The sequence below is a fragment of the Pseudoalteromonas sp. H71 genome (assembly GCF_001468485.1).
In the GTDB taxonomy this organism is placed as follows: domain Bacteria; phylum Pseudomonadota; class Gammaproteobacteria; order Enterobacterales; family Alteromonadaceae; genus Pseudoalteromonas.
On sequence record NZ_LODI01000001.1, the window covers coordinates 207,953 to 224,925 of the forward strand.

At 37.0% G+C, this 16,973-nt stretch carries 19 protein-coding genes; 17 read left to right on the forward strand and 2 right to left on the reverse strand.

The window, feature by feature from the left end; translation table 11 throughout:
* The first annotated feature begins 181 nt into the window (after positions 1-181).
* From ATS71_RS00960 to ATS71_RS00965, 3 genes are all read left to right on the forward strand, one after another.
* Positions 182-2,065, forward strand: a complete 1,884-nt coding sequence (locus ATS71_RS00960; protein ID WP_058403129.1) for a propionyl-CoA synthetase — start codon at positions 182-184, stop codon at positions 2,063-2,065.
* A 140-nt stretch (positions 2,066-2,205) separates the two neighbouring features.
* A complete protein-coding gene (locus ATS71_RS18755; protein WP_235591389.1) occupies positions 2,206-2,496 on the forward strand; it encodes a hypothetical protein in 291 nt (96 codons plus the stop codon).
* A 6-nt stretch (positions 2,497-2,502) separates the two neighbouring features.
* The gene (locus ATS71_RS00965) at positions 2,503-3,153 is read left to right on the forward strand and encodes an alpha/beta hydrolase (RefSeq protein WP_235591390.1); all 651 of its coding nucleotides are present in this window, start codon (positions 2,503-2,505) and stop codon (positions 3,151-3,153) included.
* Positions 3,154-3,307: 154 nt separating this feature from the next.
* Here ATS71_RS00965 and ATS71_RS00970 read toward each other — a convergent pair whose 3' ends face one another.
* Both ATS71_RS00970 and ATS71_RS00975 read right to left on the reverse strand, forming a co-directional pair.
* Complete coding sequence (locus ATS71_RS00970; RefSeq protein WP_058403130.1) at positions 3,308-3,652, reverse strand: PDZ domain-containing protein; 345 nt, start codon at positions 3,650-3,652, stop codon at positions 3,308-3,310.
* Positions 3,653-3,729: 77 nt separating this feature from the next.
* Positions 3,730-4,188, reverse strand: coding sequence for a hypothetical protein (locus ATS71_RS00975; protein ID WP_058403131.1), 459 nt, complete (start codon positions 4,186-4,188; stop codon positions 3,730-3,732).
* A 155-nt stretch (positions 4,189-4,343) separates the two neighbouring features.
* Here ATS71_RS00975 and ATS71_RS00980 point away from each other — a divergent pair, with 155 nt between their 5' ends.
* The 14 genes from ATS71_RS00980 to ATS71_RS01045 all read left to right on the forward strand — a co-directional run bounded on the left by ATS71_RS00980 (position 4,344) and on the right by ATS71_RS01045 (position 16,944).
* Positions 4,344-4,868 carry a cytochrome-c peroxidase gene (locus ATS71_RS00980; RefSeq protein ID WP_235591391.1) on the forward strand — a complete coding sequence of 175 codons (525 nt, stop codon included), beginning with the start codon at positions 4,344-4,346 and terminating at the stop codon, positions 4,866-4,868.
* A gap of 177 nt (positions 4,869-5,045) precedes the next feature.
* Complete coding sequence (locus ATS71_RS00985) at positions 5,046-6,125, forward strand: methyl-accepting chemotaxis protein (RefSeq protein ID WP_058403326.1); 1,080 nt, start codon at positions 5,046-5,048, stop codon at positions 6,123-6,125.
* A gap of 276 nt (positions 6,126-6,401) precedes the next feature.
* Positions 6,402-7,163 carry a DUF6515 family protein gene (locus ATS71_RS00990; RefSeq protein ID WP_058403132.1) on the forward strand — a complete coding sequence of 254 codons (762 nt, stop codon included), beginning with the start codon at positions 6,402-6,404 and terminating at the stop codon, positions 7,161-7,163.
* 226 nt (positions 7,164-7,389) lie between these two features.
* On the forward strand, positions 7,390-8,169 hold the full coding sequence (locus tag ATS71_RS00995) for a DUF2189 domain-containing protein (RefSeq protein WP_058403133.1): 780 nt from the start codon (positions 7,390-7,392) through the stop codon (positions 8,167-8,169).
* A gap of 202 nt (positions 8,170-8,371) precedes the next feature.
* Complete coding sequence (locus tag ATS71_RS01000; RefSeq protein WP_058403134.1) at positions 8,372-8,734, forward strand: DUF2237 family protein; 363 nt, start codon at positions 8,372-8,374, stop codon at positions 8,732-8,734.
* Positions 8,735-8,976: 242 nt separating this feature from the next.
* Entirely contained in the window at positions 8,977-9,492 is a 516-nt protein-coding gene (gene dps, locus ATS71_RS01005) for a DNA starvation/stationary phase protection protein Dps (protein ID WP_058403135.1), read from the forward strand.
* A gap of 163 nt (positions 9,493-9,655) precedes the next feature.
* A complete protein-coding gene (locus ATS71_RS01010) occupies positions 9,656-10,447 on the forward strand; it encodes a hypothetical protein (protein ID WP_058403327.1) in 792 nt (263 codons plus the stop codon).
* A 111-nt stretch (positions 10,448-10,558) separates the two neighbouring features.
* Complete coding sequence (locus ATS71_RS01015; RefSeq protein WP_058403136.1) at positions 10,559-11,266, forward strand: hypothetical protein; 708 nt, start codon at positions 10,559-10,561, stop codon at positions 11,264-11,266.
* Positions 11,266-11,751, forward strand: coding sequence for an RNA polymerase sigma factor (locus tag ATS71_RS01020; RefSeq protein ID WP_058403137.1), 486 nt, complete (start codon positions 11,266-11,268; stop codon positions 11,749-11,751). The genes ATS71_RS01015 and ATS71_RS01020 overlap by 1 nt, the downstream gene beginning before the upstream one ends.
* A 5-nt stretch (positions 11,752-11,756) precedes the next feature.
* Positions 11,757-12,311, forward strand: a complete 555-nt coding sequence (locus ATS71_RS01025) for a hypothetical protein (RefSeq protein WP_058403138.1) — start codon at positions 11,757-11,759, stop codon at positions 12,309-12,311.
* Positions 12,312-12,840: 529 nt separating this feature from the next.
* Complete coding sequence (locus tag ATS71_RS01030; protein WP_058403139.1) at positions 12,841-13,521, forward strand: CsgG/HfaB family protein; 681 nt, start codon at positions 12,841-12,843, stop codon at positions 13,519-13,521.
* A complete protein-coding gene (locus ATS71_RS01035; protein WP_006791804.1) occupies positions 13,521-13,868 on the forward strand; it encodes a DUF4810 domain-containing protein in 348 nt (115 codons plus the stop codon). Before ATS71_RS01030 ends, ATS71_RS01035 begins: the two co-directional genes overlap by 1 nt.
* A 1-nt stretch (position 13,869) precedes the next feature.
* The gene (locus ATS71_RS01040; protein WP_058403140.1) at positions 13,870-14,547 is read left to right on the forward strand and encodes a DUF799 domain-containing protein; all 678 of its coding nucleotides are present in this window, start codon (positions 13,870-13,872) and stop codon (positions 14,545-14,547) included.
* Positions 14,548-14,763: 216 nt separating this feature from the next.
* Positions 14,764-16,944: a GAF domain-containing hybrid sensor histidine kinase/response regulator gene (locus ATS71_RS01045; RefSeq protein ID WP_058403141.1), complete on the forward strand. Its 2,181-nt coding sequence runs from the start codon at positions 14,764-14,766 to the stop codon at positions 16,942-16,944.
* Positions 16,945-16,973 lie beyond the last annotated feature (29 nt).

Consider the following 16,973-nt stretch of genomic DNA (forward strand, 5'->3'; position numbering starts at 1 on the left):
ACAATTAACCCTTTACAAATATAAGGCTATGCTGAGCCCCGCGTCTTTATTTGTCAAACTTACTGCAACGCATACTAACCATGTGATTAACTTTTAGCCGACCAAGGTCGAATAGCCTACACGGATAAAAAAGCCTACCTTTTGTAAGGTCTCTCACACATATTAGTTTTAGGAGCCAGTTATGCCAGGCCTTTATAACCAGCAATACACTACCTTTAAGCAAAATCCAGCTCAGTTTTGGCTTGAACAAAGCAAAAGCATACCGTGGTATAAAACGCCAAAACAAGCCTACACAAAAGATAACGACGGCCTTTACCATTGGTTTAGTGATGGACAACTAAATAGCAGCTTTTTAGCCCTAGACCAGCATATTATTACAGGCTTTGGCGAACAAACTGCACTGATTTACGACTCACCTGTCACCAATACAAAGCAAATTTATACTTACAACCAACTACAACATCAAGTGGCTAAGTTTGCAGGTGTAATGAAATCATACGGTGTACAAAAAGGTGACCGCGTAGTGATTTACATGCCTATGATCCCACAAGCTGTTATTGGTATGTTAGCTTGCGCTCGCTTGGGCGCTATACACTCAGTGGTGTTTGGCGGCTTTGCTGCGCACGAACTAGCTGTGCGTATCGACGATGCTAAACCTAAACTGATACTTAGTGCTTCTTGCGGTGTAGAGGTCGATAGCATCATTGAATACAAACCACTGATTGATAACGCCATAGAACTTGCCAATCACAAAATAAATCACTGTATTATTTACCAGCGTGAACAGGTCACTGCAACCATGGTGAAAGTGCGCGATATAGATTGGATGCATGCCATGCAAACAGCACAAGCAGCCGACCCAATACCAGTAAATGGTGACGACCCGCTTTATATTTTATATACATCAGGTACCACAGGTACTCCCAAAGGCGTTGTGCGTGAAAATGGCGGGCACGCCGTTGCAATGAACTACAGCATGAAAACAGTTTATGGTATGGAGCCTGGAGAGGTGTTTTGGGCGGCATCAGATATTGGCTGGGTAGTTGGGCACTCTTATATTGTGTATGCACCATTAATGTACCGATGTGCAACCGTTTTGTATGAAGGAAAACCTGTTCGCACTCCCGATGCCAGCGCTTTCTGGCGTGTAGTTGAAGAATATAAAGTGAGTGCGTTATTTAGCGCACCCACTGCATTTAGAGCCATTAAAAAAGAAGATCCTAATGCTGAAGGCTTTAAAAAATATAATACCTCTAGCTTAAAGCGGTTGTTTTTAGCAGGCGAACGCCTCGATCCACCCACTTATCAATGGCTAAAAGAGAAAACTCAACTTCCGGTACTCGATCATTGGTGGCAAACCGAAACAGGCTGGGCGATTGCCTGTAATCCAGTAGGAATAGAAACATTAACAACCAAACCCGGCAGCTCAACCGTACCAACACCCGGGTTTGATGTTCGTATACTCGACATGAACGGTAATGAATGCGCCGCTAACGAACAAGGGGCTGTAGTTATAAAGCTTCCTTTACCGCCCGGATGCTTACCCACTATTTGGCAAGATAAAGCCCGATTTAAAGCCAGTTATTTAAGTGAATACGAGGGCTACTACCTCTCTGGAGATGGCGGTTATATAGATGAAGACGGCTACTTATTCATAATGGGCCGCACTGATGACGTTATAAATGTTGCAGGCCACAGGCTTTCTACCGGCGAAATGGAAGAAATTGTAGCGGCTCATCCTGCGGTTGCCGAATGCGCTGTATTTGGTGTAAACGACCCACTAAAAGGCCAGCTCCCAATGGGCATGATTGTACTTAAAAATGACTTCACAGGGTCAAGCCAAGAAGTCGAAAAAGCACTTGTTGCCTCCGTGCGTAATCAAATTGGCGCCATTGCATGTTTAAAAAATATAGTTAGCGTAGAGCGCTTACCTAAAACTCGTTCCGGAAAAATACTACGTAAAAATTTACGTCAACTTATAGATGGCGACGAACTACAAATCCCTTCAACCATAGACGACGCCGGTATTTTTGATGAAATAAACCAACAACTCACTATGCGTTAGTCCAACCAAACAAAGCCACTTTATAATTAATAAAAAAGTGGCTTTTACATTTACGCCCCCCTAACCAGTGCATACGTATTCACATTGGATTAACAATGATAGATTGTAATAGTGTACTTTTTGTATGCTAAGGCGCCACCATGAAATTAATTGCTTTACTGTTTAGCTTATCAATATTTGTAGTGCATACCTGCTATGCAAGCACAGCTAACGTGCAAGTAAGCAAAGGCCACATTGAAGTAATCGACAATATAGAATCACAGTTTGTAAAAAACCGTTTTTTAAATGTTTGGCTACCACCAGGTTACAACAAAAACACCAACTACGATGTGCTCTACATGCACGATGGCCGCATGCTATTTGATGCCAACAGCACATGGAACAAGCAAGAATGGCGCGTAGATGAAGTAGCTGGCACATTAATAGAGTAAGGCAAAGTGCGTCCGTTTATTGTGGTCGGCATTCCAAACGCCGTAGAAAACCGCCACAGAGAATACTACCCACAAAAACCGTTTGAGGCCCTAAGCAAGCAAAAGCAAAGCGCCCTTTCCCAGTTAGAAAAATACCCAGGCCATAAACTATTTGCCTCTAACGTATACTCAGATAACTACTCACGTTTTTTAGTTAAAGAAGTTATTCCTTACATAGAGTCTAACTACAACGTAAACAAAGGCGCGCAGTACCGTTATATTGGTGGTTCTAGCATGAGTGGGCTTATATCGTGGTACACACTACTTAATTACCCTAACGAATTTGCGGGTGCTATTAGTATGTCGACCCATTGGCCAGGTATTTTTAGCCACGACGACGAAGTAATTGCACAATTTAAACAGTACATTGCCAACAACATCGCAAAGCTAAGTAACCAAAAGGTTTATTTTGATTATGGCGACAGCACCTTAGATGCCATGTACCCTAAGTTACAAGCGCAAATTGATGATTTATTTATGGCGCATAAATACCCAGCAAAGTTATGGCAAAGCCAATACTTCCCAGGGGAAGATCATACCGAAAACGCGTGGGCAAAACGCCTACATATTCCGCTTGAGTTTATGTTTAGAAAAACCACACAGGCTAAGGCCGAGTAATCATTTACAAGTATTATCCTATCAGTAATAACAAAAAAGCGGCTTAACCTTCATTGCGTTAAGCCGCTTTATTAATAACTTTTAAACCGTTTTAAAACGTAGGTCGCAAGCGCAGCGCCATCCGACAATTAACGGCGCTTAAAGCTCATTAGGCTTACCAAGCATTCATAGGAACCTCTAAAGGAACTTGGCTACCATCCTCATTTTCTAAAACTAACTGTAAGATATCTCCTGACTCCTTGCGCATTAATTTTTTTGCTTTACTGGCAGGGCAGCCCGGAATTTTACAGCCTTCTATAGAAATAATTTTTTGCCCTGCAACAATCCCTGCTTTTTCAGCGGGAGAATTAGGCTCTACTTTTTCAATAATAAATGACATTACTTTTGGGCTAAAAAAGCCATCCGCCCCAACGTTCCCTACAACTCCAAGCTTCACTTCTTCTGCTGCCAAGGCATTAAAAGAAATAATTGCTATTAAAATAATTATAATTTTGAACATAAGAATAAACACTCCCTGTTAGCCAACACTAAATATGTTGGTATCGTTTTTTGTATTGTTTGCTAAATATATGACTATTAATCATTCTCTGGGTCGCCGGGTTTGTTATATCGCTCTTTGAATGACTCATAGTCTTCGCTTTCAAGTAATAAAACATTTTGTAAAGTATAACGAACCGCACCGTATGTAAAATCAGCTGATACTGAAACACCTTCCCCTATTTCAAAATCAGAACGATTAAATCCGCTAATTTCGGACTTGTTTATAGCAGAACACAACGAAGCTAACTTCTTTGGCCCACTATTAATACTTATGCATAACTCAGTTATTGATTGGCCTTGCTGATCAACTTCGGGATACATTAGTACTACCCAGCTATCGTCCAAATTTTCACTATTTCCATCAACTAGTCGATGAATGTGTAATTTGTTTGCTTGATCTGAGCTCAGTACATTTTCAGAAATAATAAGCGATGTGTTTTCAGCACTACATACCCAAAATGGGCAAAGTAATATAAAAACTAAAAGTATCTGCATACATTTCCTAAATAAAACATTAAATAATCGCAACTAGTTTGTAATTGATTGCCCTGATTACTATAGAGCAATTTCCCATTCCCAGCTTTACAGTCTACCGTCGCATACTATTTAATCAAAATGCTTTTAACAGTAATACCCTAACTTCAAAGCAAATGGCAAAAGCCTTAGTTGCGTTTGAGCGAACATTAGCCGCGCCAAATAGTCGCTATAAAACGTTTTTAACGCAGCTTAATAAAAACCCACAACACGCAATTAGTAGCTTAAGCGATAGTGAGCTAAATGGCCTGCACCTATTTAGAACTAAAGCTAAATGCATGACCTGCCATAACGGTGCACTACTGAGTGACAATCAATTTCATGGCACTGGGCTACATTACTATGGTCGACACTTTGAAGATAAAGGCCGCTTTGATGCCACAAATACCCCTGATCACATAGGGCAATTTAGAACCCCCTCTTTACTAGGCTTAATGCAAACATTTCCGTGGATGCACAATGGCTTATTTGAAGATTTAGCAGGCATTGTGAGTATGTATAACCATGGTGGGGCTAGACCAAAGCCACGGAAAAACCAACTAAACGACCCGCATTTCCCTAAAACCACCAACCTGCTTATTAAGCTTAATTTAACCAAGCAAGAACAAGCCGACCTAGTCACATTTTTACGGACTTTATAAAAGCAGCCTTTGAACAAGAATTTTGAATTTAATGATACACGGTGAAAACTAACAGAACATTTTTCACCGTATGGGCTTATTTAAGGAAAACAGTGATGATAAATATAGGCTCAATAAAATTTTACCTCTATAATGATAACTAAATGTAAATTATTATTTAAAAATCAAGGTCTAAATATGTTTGTTTTAAGTTCAACCTACTCGATATTGAAAAACGAAAATGACCAACTAAAAAAAGAAATTGAGAGTTTACGCAATAAAAATACATCGTTAATTAGTGAAAATACATCACTCATTGAAGAGCTTAACAATCCTAATAGTAATGAAGATCATAGTTTCACTCACTCTTTACTATTGAGTTCAATTAATGGTGTTAATCAAATTGATGAAATAAGACAAACCGTACTGGGCTCTTACACCAAAATTGATGAAGAAAACAAAGTAAGCGATAAAATTAATACCCTGCTCGAAAAATCAAATAGTTCACTCAATCATATTGTTAAAGAAATGGATTTAATGACAAACAAAATGGGTAGCATGACTGAAAACATTTCAGGCTTAGCCAGCATGGCTGGAAAAATTAGCACGTTTGTTTCGACCATTAGTAAAATATCTGATCAAACCAATTTACTAGCACTAAATGCTGCTATTGAAGCTGCACGAGCTGGTGAAGCAGGTCGAGGCTTTAGCGTTGTAGCAGACGAAGTAAGAGTATTGGCAACAAACACAAATAAATCGGCGCAAGAAGTAGCTGACCTTGTAAAAGAAATAATCAATAAAACAGACGAAACAGTGGTCTCTGTGGAAGGTATTAAAGAAAATAGTTCGCACTTAAGTGACAATTTTGATGCACTCAATACCGATTACACTTCAATTATTGATTTTTGCAACAATATGAAAAACACAATATCTCAAGCAGCGACCTTGTCATTTATACAAACCGTTAAACTTGACCATGTTGTGTGGAAAGGTGACGTATATGCTGTTGCAAATGGCCAAAGTAATAAATCGATTAATGACTTTAGCGATCACACAATGTGCCGATTAGGTCAGTGGTATAGTTCAGAACAATCTGCTGAATTTAAACACACCAATGCGTTTAAACAATTAGAAAACCCACATAGTGAAGTGCATAAAAATGGTGTTGCGGCTCTGCGCTCTATTCAAAATGGCGATAAAGAATCTGCAATTAAGCATATTCATAAAATGGAAGCTGCCAGCGAACGCGTAATGCATTTACTTGATGAGATTAGTTAACCACAGCTAAACAATAACGAACAAACTATTAAAATCATCTAAATTTTAATAGTTTGGCTCAAAAAGCCAGCCTTTAAATTTATCCTATTCTCTTTATCATCGCATACGCATTATTATTTAAAGCGCCCTGTTTAAAATTGTAATAAACGGTAAGAAACTGTGTGGTCTACGTAAAGCATTGTAAAGGGAACGCCAAAAAGTAAGTAGGTCAGTTAATGTTCAGTTTCAAGGGGTAATATTAAGTCTAGTTATGTAACAACATAAACGAGGCACACTATGAAACTTTCCTTTTTACTACCGGGCATAATTGCCATTGGCGCGCTTTCAAGCCCAGCTATTTCAGCACCCAACGAGCGAGAAAACCATATAAACTATAAGCGCGAAAATCCTAAACGCATTGAATATAAGCGCGATGAACGCCGCTATGAAAAAACGCTACGAATAGAGCAAAAAAAAGAAAAGCGTCAAGACCGCAAAAAAGAAAAAAACAAACAAAAAAAGAAGCAAGACAAGCGTAAACACTTACGTTACGACAACCATAAATATAACTACCTAACTAATAGATATAAACCACGCTATTACAAAGAAAATAAATATATAAGGCACTTACCTAGAAGAAGTACTTCTATCTGGTTTAATGGAATTTCGTTTAGTTTTAATGACGGTATTTATTACCGAAAAGCTAAAAAAGGCTACCATACTGTAATGCCACCTCATGGGCTACGAATTAAAAAGCTTCCAAGACATTATTCGCGTATTAAGCACCACAAATCCACGTATTATACTTATCAAAATGTTTACTATATTGCTGATAGAGGAGGCTATAAAGTCGTTGATAGACCAATAATACAGCGCAACAAAGCAATTAAAATAGGCAATGCTTACGATTACAGTTTGGGACAAATTTATGATGAGTTACCAACCTCAGCTGAGCCTATTACTATAAATTCTCAGCAGTATTTTAAATACAATGACATTTATTTTTTACCACAAATAAGTGGTGATGAAATAAAGTATTTAGCAATAAGTTTGGGCTGAATATTCTTTAGCTACTTAACCTGCCGCAGGTAAAGTAGCACCTTATTAATATTGATTTGCGTAATCCCCTTGTGCAATTTTTATTATGAAATACCCGCGACTAATAAATATACAGCGTTTATTTAGTGAACAATTTTAATTTTAGCTCCGTATCTATGTTTAATATTTGTAAATAAAGCATTTATGACCTAAACCTAAATAGAGGCTTTATAGAGGAGCTCCACTTATGCCTACAACAAAAACAATTGATAAAAATACCGAATTTGCCCGCTGTATAGAATGCAACAAAGTAGATACGTTCGCTGCTTTTCATTGGTTGGCACTTGCGTTTAAAGATATGACCAGCGCACCATTACTCACTGTGATTTATGGTCTAGTGTTTAGTATTATTCCTGCTGCTATTATTTACTCTGCATTTTTTGCACAAAGCGTATTTGTAATATTACCCGCCACCGTTGCGTTTGTATTAATTGGACCCGCTTTTGCAGCTGGCCTATACGACGTAGCATGGGAACTTGAAAAAGGTCACAAACCAACGTTAAAACATTCACTAAAATCAATGTTTAGAAATCCTGTTGGTGAATGGGGCTTTGCAATATTATTACTTGTAATAATGATAGCATGGATGCGCATTGCCGCTCTTGTTCACGCTTTGTACCCTAACTACGCTAACCCAACATTTGAAGAACTGTCAGCATTTTTAACGCTCGGGACAATTGCAGGTGGGGTTTTACTTGTGTCTGTTTTCTCTGTATCGGCTTTCACACCACAAATAATGATGGAAAGACGTGTGGACATAATGACAGCTATAGTTTCATCTATTAACGCCGTGAAAAATAACTTTGCGCCGATGGTTGTTTGGTCAATATGTATTTTTCTGCTGGTTGCGCTTGGGTTTGTAACTGGTGCTGTTGGGTTTATTGTAATTATGCCACTACTTAGCTACGCAAGCTGGCATGCATACATTGCAGTAATCAAAACTAAAAAAGCCAGAAAATACGAATAATAAACAAACTTTAACTTAACTTGTGCCACAATCTAGTTAATCTATCTTGTGGCACAAATCATACTTTTCCACCCTACTCTCCATTAAAGTATCTCGATTTCTTAAAAAGTTGTAATCAAACATCCTTACTTTAGTAGCTATACTTTTTAGTGCCTGATAAGGTTATTGTTATTTTATTAAACACAGTCACTTGAGGCACCTAATGGCAAACCAATTTAACGTTCTCGATACGCGGTTACAGTTATGTTGCGGAAATGGCGGGTATACTCGCGAGGGTTTTTGCTATGTACCGGATTCTGATCGCGGTAATCATAGTGTGTGTGCAGTTATGACCGAGGAATTTTTACAGTTTTCGAAGTCACAAGGTAATGACCTAATAACGCCCAATCCACTTTACGATTTTAAAGGCTTAAAAGCGGGTGATAAGTGGTGTTTATGCGCGATAAGGTGGCTTCATGCGCAACAAGCAAACCTTGCGCCGCCAGTATTACTGGAGGCCACAAATAAGATGTCGCTTGAAGTAATACCGCTTGAGTTATTAAAGGCACATGAATACACCCGTTAAAAATATTTTAGTTTAGTTTCAACAAATCTGTTTGGTCTGCAAATTTTACAAAAAAATGCAGACTTTTCATAACCACCTCATACTGTTAAAAAAACAAATCAAAAAAACAAAATGCAAACCATTGAATTTAAATAACTTTATTAAATTTAACTTCCGGCATATTGATTGCTTTATATAATTATCACGTATTTATTATGTAAAGGATTTACATAAAAATATTAAATAGTTAAGTAGGAGAAGTTATGAGTAACACAAATAAGCAAGCTAAATTTACTGCACCAGGTATGAGTAATGAATCAGCTGATAAAACTATCGCAGCCCTAGAAAACCGTATGGTTGCACTTATAGACCTTCAATTAACACTAAAACATATTCATTGGAATGTTGTTGGCCCTAATTTTATAGGTGTACATGAAATGCTAGACCCGCAGGTTGAAGCTGTGCGTGAAATGACAGATACAATAGCCGAGCGTATTGCCACTTTAGGCGGCGTACCAGTAGGTACACCTAAGTCAATTGTAGACCGTCGTACATGGAACGAATATTCACTAGGTAAAGGACTTGTTACCGAGCATTTAGGCGCGTTAGATAAGGTGTACAACGGCATTAATGCCGATCACCGTAAAGCCATCGAAACGGTATCAGATTTAGATCCAGTATCTGAAGATATGCTAGTAAGCCAACTTGCTGACCTTGAGCAGTTTCAATGGTTTGTAAGAGCACACATCGAGTCATCTACTGGTGAATTAACGCAATAATGCGTTTATTACGTAAATACCTCAGCCCAGCATTTTTGCTGGGCTTTTTGTTTAAATCATAAAACAAAATATCACTAAGATATTTGAACCGTGCAAGAACTTGCGGCATATGAATCGACCTACTAGTATCAGTAAATAGTTCTTATTATTGGTACAAATTGGCATGCTGAATTTTAAATACCCTAAACAATTTTGGTTTTTTTCTTTAATATTTTTATCAGCCTGTGGCTCAGGCAGCAGTAATATCAAAGTTCCGCAATCAAATACAAGTGTAAGTCTTACTCCAATTACACAAAACACTACCGAAGATAATTACAACATTATTATTTATGGCAATAGTCACAGCAGTCAGTTAGGGCGGATCATTGAGCATATAATCGAAAACCAATACCCAGATAAATCAGTTCATACAACCACCGTATCGGGACCTTTTTTAGATAATATTGTGAGTATTAGGGCAAATGTAGACAAGCTTAAAAACAACAACCTAAGCCATGCTATTTTTCAAGGCCAAAAATACTCTCAGTCTGGTTTAACAACGTACCCTACCGATGCCGCTGAGCATTTAATTTCATCAGCCAAGACACACAACATTACACCTATTTTATTCCCAGAACATCCACAAAGAGGCAACCCTGAAGAGGGCCTGCGTGTATACGACTTACACTTATCAATAAGCGCTAAACAACCTAGCTGCGTGGCTCCCATTGGCCTTGTTTGGAACAGGTTTTTAGTGTTAATGCCAAATGCAAAACTACATATGGATGATGGTAACCATGCCTCTTACGCAGGCAATGTATTAACAGCCATGACTTTTTCAGAAATAATTACTTCACAACCCGCCGACACCATGAAGTTTGACCCAACTATTAATTTATCTGAGCAAGAACAAGCTTTATTCGGTCAAGTAGTTACTGAGGTACTTGATTTACACCCTGCTTGTGGTGCGAGCTAATCTAAATTTATTTTTATGTTTAAAAATATTTTTTACTTTAATGAAAAATAAAATGTCAGGTTATTCTCATTGTTATCGACTAATAACATAACAATCAAAAGGAGAGTAACAATGAGTACATTAACAGTAAGCTCACTACATAATTTACCCGCTAGTAAAGCTAATAAATGGTTTCAAGACGGTTTTTCAATATTTAAACGCGCACCTGTAAAGCTTTTTTTATTTTTACTGCTTCCTTTAATTATTGAAGGTATTTTTCAAATACTACCCGCCCCTTATGGCATGCTAGCCTCTAAATGGGTCGCCACTTTTGTAGGCAGTAGCGCTGTAATAGTAATTCATCACTTGGCCACTCAAAAAGTATTTTCATTAAAGTCGATTTTTAAAGCTAAAAACTGGCTAAGTATGATTCCGCTTTCAGCAATTTTAGCATCTGCTTTTTTTATTCAGTTATTTGTAGCAAAGCTTTTACTAGGAAATGATGGCATCAATTTACTTTTGTTTTCGCAGCCTACTGAAGTGTCTCAATGGCAACTGGGTATTATTTTTGCGTCGATTATTCCTGTTACACTGCCAGTCAGCTTTGCAAGCTATTGTGTTTTACTAGGTGATAAAAATGTACTGCAAGCATTAAAAAGTAGCCTCAATGCTTTTTTCTATGCGTTTAAACCAATGTGTTTAATTGCGCTGATTTCTTTCTTAAGCCTATTATTAGCTCCTTACACTTTTTTATTAAGTGCAATTATTACGGGTCCTATACTCATGTGTATAAGCTATATTGCTTACAGCAATATATTCATAAAACACAAGGAAGCATAGTGAGTAAAAAGGATCATATTCATGAGGTACTACTGCAATACGCACCTTTAATGGCGCGTATTGCTGCAACACATGAAGCAGACCAAGCACTTAGAGAGGACCTACTGCAAGATATATCATTAGCTGTTTGGCATTCAGTAGAAAATTTTATAGGCGATTCAAGTATGAAGACCTTTATTGCCAAGGTCGCACACAACCGTGCCGTCGATCATGTTTTAAAAGAAACACGTCGCCAAGATCGTCATAATTTAAGCGACCCTTTACTTGACTTGGTTAGTACTGATTCTCACCAACACAGCGATAACACGTATGATTTAATGACAGCGATGAGACGGCTACCATTAAAATTTAGGCAAGTTATTTCTCTTCAATTAGAAGGTTTTAACCAAGCCGAAATAACACATACGCTAGGTATAAACGAAGCGAACGTCGCCAAGCGCGCTAGCCGCGCACTTGTGCAACTTCAAAAGCTAATGGAGCAATAATAATTATGGATCCACTATTAGAACAATGGCAAAAAGACTATAAAAATGCTACTCCAAAACTGGATACTGCCGCACTACTGAGCCAAATTACATCGGCAAGAAAAAAACAATCAATCAAAGCATGGTTCGACTTAGTCGCAGGCACATTTGTTAGCTTATTTTGTATCTATGCATTAATTTTTGAAGCAACTAGTACTCCTGAGCAAGTGTTATACGCAATTTTAACTCCGTTACCAATTGGGTTTTCAATATGGGCATTTCTAAAACGTAAAAAGCTTATTAAATCCAATATCTTAGATTTTAATGCTTTGCTACTTTTTAAAAAGCAGCAGCTTATTAATCAAATAAACTATTGGCGTTTAAACCTTATAGGCTGTTCCATTTTGTGGGCTGCACTTTGCATCACAGCGGCCGTGAGCGTTTTAATGTACAACCACTCAACAATATGGCTTATACAACTAGGTATTGGGACTTTGGTACTCATATTAACGTTAACTCGTTATCTTTATTTAAAGTACCATCTTAAAGGTAAGCTCAATTATATTGATAATTTAGAGTAGCAAAATGTAGATCATTAACACTGTTATTAACCAAATACTAAAAAAGTCCGGCTTATAACTATTAATGAGTGCTAAGCAAGCTAGAGGGTTGATTTAAAAGCTATATTTAAAATTAGCAATGAATGTGAACTCAAAACCCCGTGAATAGTGTAAACAAAGCCATATTTATTAGCACTGTATTGCCTGTAATTATTCTTAGAAACTTTAATTATGTAAATGCAACAATAAACAACTGAAATATGGCATGCCAACATACAATTTCTTACGTGTTTATTTACTTTCAAGCATCAATAGCCAAAGTGTTGTAACTAGAAAACCAGTATTATTATTTTAGTCTTTGCTAATATTTCAGCCTTGAAATATATAAATTTATGTACCTAATAATTATAAAACAACATTGCATTTACATTGTTTTTTGTTTATAAATACACTCGGAATGGACTCTACAAATATTTATTTAGTTGAACTAAGTGTTAATAGTCTGTTTCTAAAATATTTTTGTAATTATTTAAACGGACATAAACACCTTATGCGCATAGTAAAAAGCAACATTAAAACGATTCTAATCTCTGCAATAATGGCATCTACATTAGCTGGATGTGCAACAACATCATCAAAAGTTGTTGAGACCCCTACCGTAGCAAGTTACAACACAACCTATACAGGTACTAAGAGTAAACTTGTAGTAGGTCAATTTGTTAATCGCTCGAGTTTTCAAAATGGTATTTTTTCGTCAGGCCAAGATCGTTTAGGTAACCAAGCCAAAACAACTTTAATGAGCCACTTACAACAAACTAACCGCTTTAGCGTGCTTGATCGCGATAATATGGCAACACTTACTGACGAAGCTAAATTAACAGGTACAAAACAAGTAATTAGCGGTGCTAAATTTGTGGTTACTGGCGATGTGACTGAATTTGGTCGTAAAGCAATCGGCGACCGTCAGCTTTTTGGTTTACTTGGTAAGGGTAAATCACAAATTGCTTACGCTAAAGTAACACTCAATATTGTTGATGTTACCACCTCAGAAGTGGTTTACTCAGTTCAAGGAGCAGGTGAATACAGCTTATCTGAACGTGAAGTTGTTGGGTTTGGTAGCACAGCTTCATACGATGCAACTCTTAATGGAAAAGTGCTCGACTTAGCAATCCGCGAAGTAGTAAATAAACTAGTTACTGGACTTGAATCTGGTCAATGGGGTGATAAGTAATGAAAAAATTAATAACCCTAGCATTAGTCTGTGCAGCGCTTACAGGATGTAACTCAACCAAAGAACCTATTTACTACTATGGTGAGTATAACACCGCAGTTTATGCTTACTTAAAAGCAGAAGATGTTACCCTTGAAGAACAAATTACTATGCTGGAGCAAGTTATTGCTGACGCAGCAAACAAAAGCAAAGCTATTGCACCTGGGCTTCACGCTCATTTAGGTATGCTTTACTTTGAAACAGGTAATGCTGCATTAGGTACAACTCACTTTGAAACTGAAAAGTCACTGTTTCCAGAATCAACCTCATATATCGACTTTCTATTAAAATCTGCGAAAGGTGCCTAATATGTTCAACTTAAAATCACTTACTGCTGCTGCACTTGTTGCATTACTTGCTGGCTGTGTTTCTCCTCCACCAGCCCATGACTATACTGCATTCAAAGAAGCTGACCCGCATTCAATTATTATCTTACCGCCACTTAATAACACACCTGAAGTCATCGCACCTTATAGCGTAATGACACAAATGGTTGCTCCAATTGCAGAATCTGGATTTTATGTTTTTCCGGTAGCTGTAGTTGAACAAACATTTAAAGGTAATGGTCTTACTGTTGCAAGCGACGTACACCAAGTTCCTGTAGATAAACTTCAAAGTATTTTTGGTGCCGATTCTGCACTTTACATAACCGTTGAAGAGTACGGTACAAGCTATGTTGTAATTTCTAGTGAAACGGCTGTTACTGTTTCTGCATCACTTGTTGATTTGCGTACTGGGGTGAAATTATGGCAAGGCAAAGCGCGTGCTTCATCAGCCGAGCAACAAAATAATAGCGGTGGCGGTTTAGTCGGCATGTTAGTTGTGGCTGCAATAAACCAAATTGCAGAAACCATTACAGACAAAGGGTTCGAGATCGCTGCAATTACATCAAATCGTTTATTATCATCAGATACATACAATGGTCTGCTATATGGCCCACGTTCTCCTAGCTATGGCCAGCCCGTACCAAGCGAGAAAAAGAAATAAATAAAGGTCAAAATAATAATAATAAAGAGCCAAATAATTTAATTATTTGGCTCTTTATTATTTAAACTATAAAAGTAACTCTACTTTATAACACTAAGTCACTAAGTCACTACAAACTAAAGAAACACCCCATTTTTTCCGTGAATTTGCAGCTAAAAGTTGCTATTACTACTAATTTACTTCTATAGTAACTCTATATAAACATTAGGTATTACTATGCAAAAAGCACGAATTCCTGAAGATGAGCAGTCTCGATTAAAAGCCTTATATGAGTATGAAATATTAGATACCGATGCAGAAAAAGTATTTGATGATTTAACTCAGCTAGCTTCAGATATATGTGATACACCAATATCACTTATAAGCCTTGTCGATCCGCAAAGACAGTGGTTTAAATCAAAGTACGGTATTGATGCCAGTGAAACAGAGCGTGATATAGCGTTTTGCTCTCATGCTATTTTGCAAGATCAAGTGTTTGAAATACAAAATGCATTACTTGATGAACGCTTTCACGACAACCCTTTAGTAACCAACGACCCCAACATTCGCTTTTATGCAGGCGCGCCCCTTATCACACCGCAAGGCAGTACAATTGGTACTTTATGTGTAATTAGTGATAAACCCAAAAAACTAACAAAAAAGCAAATAAGCGCATTAACTATTTTAGGTAAAGAGGTAATAGCCCAATTAGAGTTAAGGCTAAAAAATAGAGAGCTAAGTAAAGCATTAGAACAGCAAAAAGTTCATAATCAAGAGCTTGAAAAACTAAAAACTGAAGCAGATACATCTAATGATTTAAAAGGTAAATTTTTAGCTAATATGTCGCATGAGCTAAGAACCCCACTTCATGGTATTTTAAACTTAGCCGAATTTGGCTTATCTGATAGCAGTAATAATGAAAAAGATATTGCGCTAAAAAGCATTCTAAACTCAGCCAATATTTTATCCAATATAGTGAATGATATTTTAGACTTTTCAAAAATAGAAGCCGGAAAGTTAGACATTGAGCATATCGACTTCAACCTTAAAGACGTTGTTTATGGCGTAATTGAGCCACTAAAAAAACAAGCCTCTGATAAAGGTATAAAGTTTAATGTATCAATAGATAAAAAAGTGGCTAAAACATTAAAAGGTGACCCACTAAGAATATCGCAAATATTAAATAACCTATGCTCAAATGCAATTAAATTTACTCAAGCTGGACACGTTGATTTAATAATCAATCTAAAAGGTCATTCTTTAAATACACAGAACATAGTATTTGAAGTTATAGACACTGGTATAGGCATAAACAAAGCAGCACAAGCAAACTTATTTAAAGAATTTCATCAAGCTGACTCATCTACCTCTCGTAAATTTGGTGGTACAGGGTTAGGCCTTTCCATTTGTAATAGATTAAGTCATTTAATGAATGGCAAAATCAGTTTTACCAGTAAAGAAAACAAAGGCTCTACATTTATTTACCAACAAAGTTTTGAAGCATCGATATTAGACAGTTTATTAAAGAAAAACAAAGAAGTAACTAATTTACAAGGCTGTACTATTTTAGTGGCGGAAGATAATAAAATAAATCAAATCGTCGTCAGTAAAATGTTACAAGCACATAATGCAAAAGTGGTTTTTAGTGAAAACGGTAAAGAGTGCGTTGATTACTTTATTACCAACCACGTTGATTTAATTTTTATGGATATTCAGATGCCAGTAATGGATGGGGTTGAAGCAACTAAGGCCATAAGAACGCAAGACAAAGGCAAATCAATACCTATAATAGCCATGACTGCCAACACAATGAAACAAGATATTGAGCATTACCTAAATATTGGCATGGACGGTTATTTAACTAAGCCGTTTAATAAAGATAGCTTGAACAGCTTGCTTAATGTTTACAACCCAAACAATGAAAACCTAAAAGACTTAGCAATAAAAATTAGTGATCCGAGCATTAAAAGAGAACACAAACTCAAACAAACATGCAGTGAACTAAAAAGATTAATACCTGCGGCCAACAGAGTCAGCTTATGGTTGTTTAATGAAGAATACTCTGAGATAAATTGCTTAATGTGCCTTGATGAGAACGATGAAGTCATTCTTGACTCAGTATTAACAGCAAAAGACTACCCAGATTACTTTAACTACATACTAAGCCACCAAATACTTGATGCCCCCGATGCAAGAAATCACGAAGTTACAAAAGGCTTTACCAAAAGCTATTTTGAGCCATACAATATTTACTCACTACTTGACTACATTTATTTTAAAGATAATAAAGCACTAGGCGTGATTTGCTGCGAAAGTATTGGGTCGAAAATATCATGGACCCATGCAGATAAAGAAGCTCTGATAAAAATAACAGACTTAACTACATTATTTTTATCGAAACAAATAGATCTCAATTGAATTTACGGCTATTCAACCGTAAATCTTTA

Coding starts and splice junctions, on each gene's coding strand:
- ATS71_RS00960 (WP_058403129.1), top strand. CDS start 182: ATGCCAGGCCTTTATAACCAGCAATACACTACCTTTAAGCAAAATCCA.
- ATS71_RS18755 (WP_235591389.1), top strand. CDS start 2,206: ATGAAATTAATTGCTTTACTGTTTAGCTTATCAATATTTGTAGTGCAT.
- ATS71_RS00970 (WP_058403130.1), bottom strand. CDS start 3,652: ATGTTCAAAATTATAATTATTTTAATAGCAATTATTTCTTTTAATGCC.
- ATS71_RS00975 (WP_058403131.1), bottom strand. CDS start 4,188: ATGCAGATACTTTTAGTTTTTATATTACTTTGCCCATTTTGGGTATGT.
- ATS71_RS00980 (WP_235591391.1), top strand. CDS start 4,344: ATGGCAAAAGCCTTAGTTGCGTTTGAGCGAACATTAGCCGCGCCAAAT.
- ATS71_RS00985 (WP_058403326.1), top strand. CDS start 5,046: ATGTTTGTTTTAAGTTCAACCTACTCGATATTGAAAAACGAAAATGAC.
- ATS71_RS00990 (WP_058403132.1), top strand. CDS start 6,402: ATGAAACTTTCCTTTTTACTACCGGGCATAATTGCCATTGGCGCGCTT.
- ATS71_RS00995 (WP_058403133.1), top strand. CDS start 7,390: ATGCCTACAACAAAAACAATTGATAAAAATACCGAATTTGCCCGCTGT.
- ATS71_RS01000 (WP_058403134.1), top strand. CDS start 8,372: ATGGCAAACCAATTTAACGTTCTCGATACGCGGTTACAGTTATGTTGC.
- dps (WP_058403135.1), top strand. CDS start 8,977: ATGAGTAACACAAATAAGCAAGCTAAATTTACTGCACCAGGTATGAGT.
- ATS71_RS01010 (WP_058403327.1), top strand. CDS start 9,656: ATGCTGAATTTTAAATACCCTAAACAATTTTGGTTTTTTTCTTTAATA.
- ATS71_RS01015 (WP_058403136.1), top strand. CDS start 10,559: ATGAGTACATTAACAGTAAGCTCACTACATAATTTACCCGCTAGTAAA.
- ATS71_RS01025 (WP_058403138.1), top strand. CDS start 11,757: ATGGATCCACTATTAGAACAATGGCAAAAAGACTATAAAAATGCTACT.
- ATS71_RS01030 (WP_058403139.1), top strand. CDS start 12,841: ATGCGCATAGTAAAAAGCAACATTAAAACGATTCTAATCTCTGCAATA.
- ATS71_RS01035 (WP_006791804.1), top strand. CDS start 13,521: ATGAAAAAATTAATAACCCTAGCATTAGTCTGTGCAGCGCTTACAGGA.
- ATS71_RS01040 (WP_058403140.1), top strand. CDS start 13,870: ATGTTCAACTTAAAATCACTTACTGCTGCTGCACTTGTTGCATTACTT.
- ATS71_RS01045 (WP_058403141.1), top strand. CDS start 14,764: ATGCAAAAAGCACGAATTCCTGAAGATGAGCAGTCTCGATTAAAAGCC.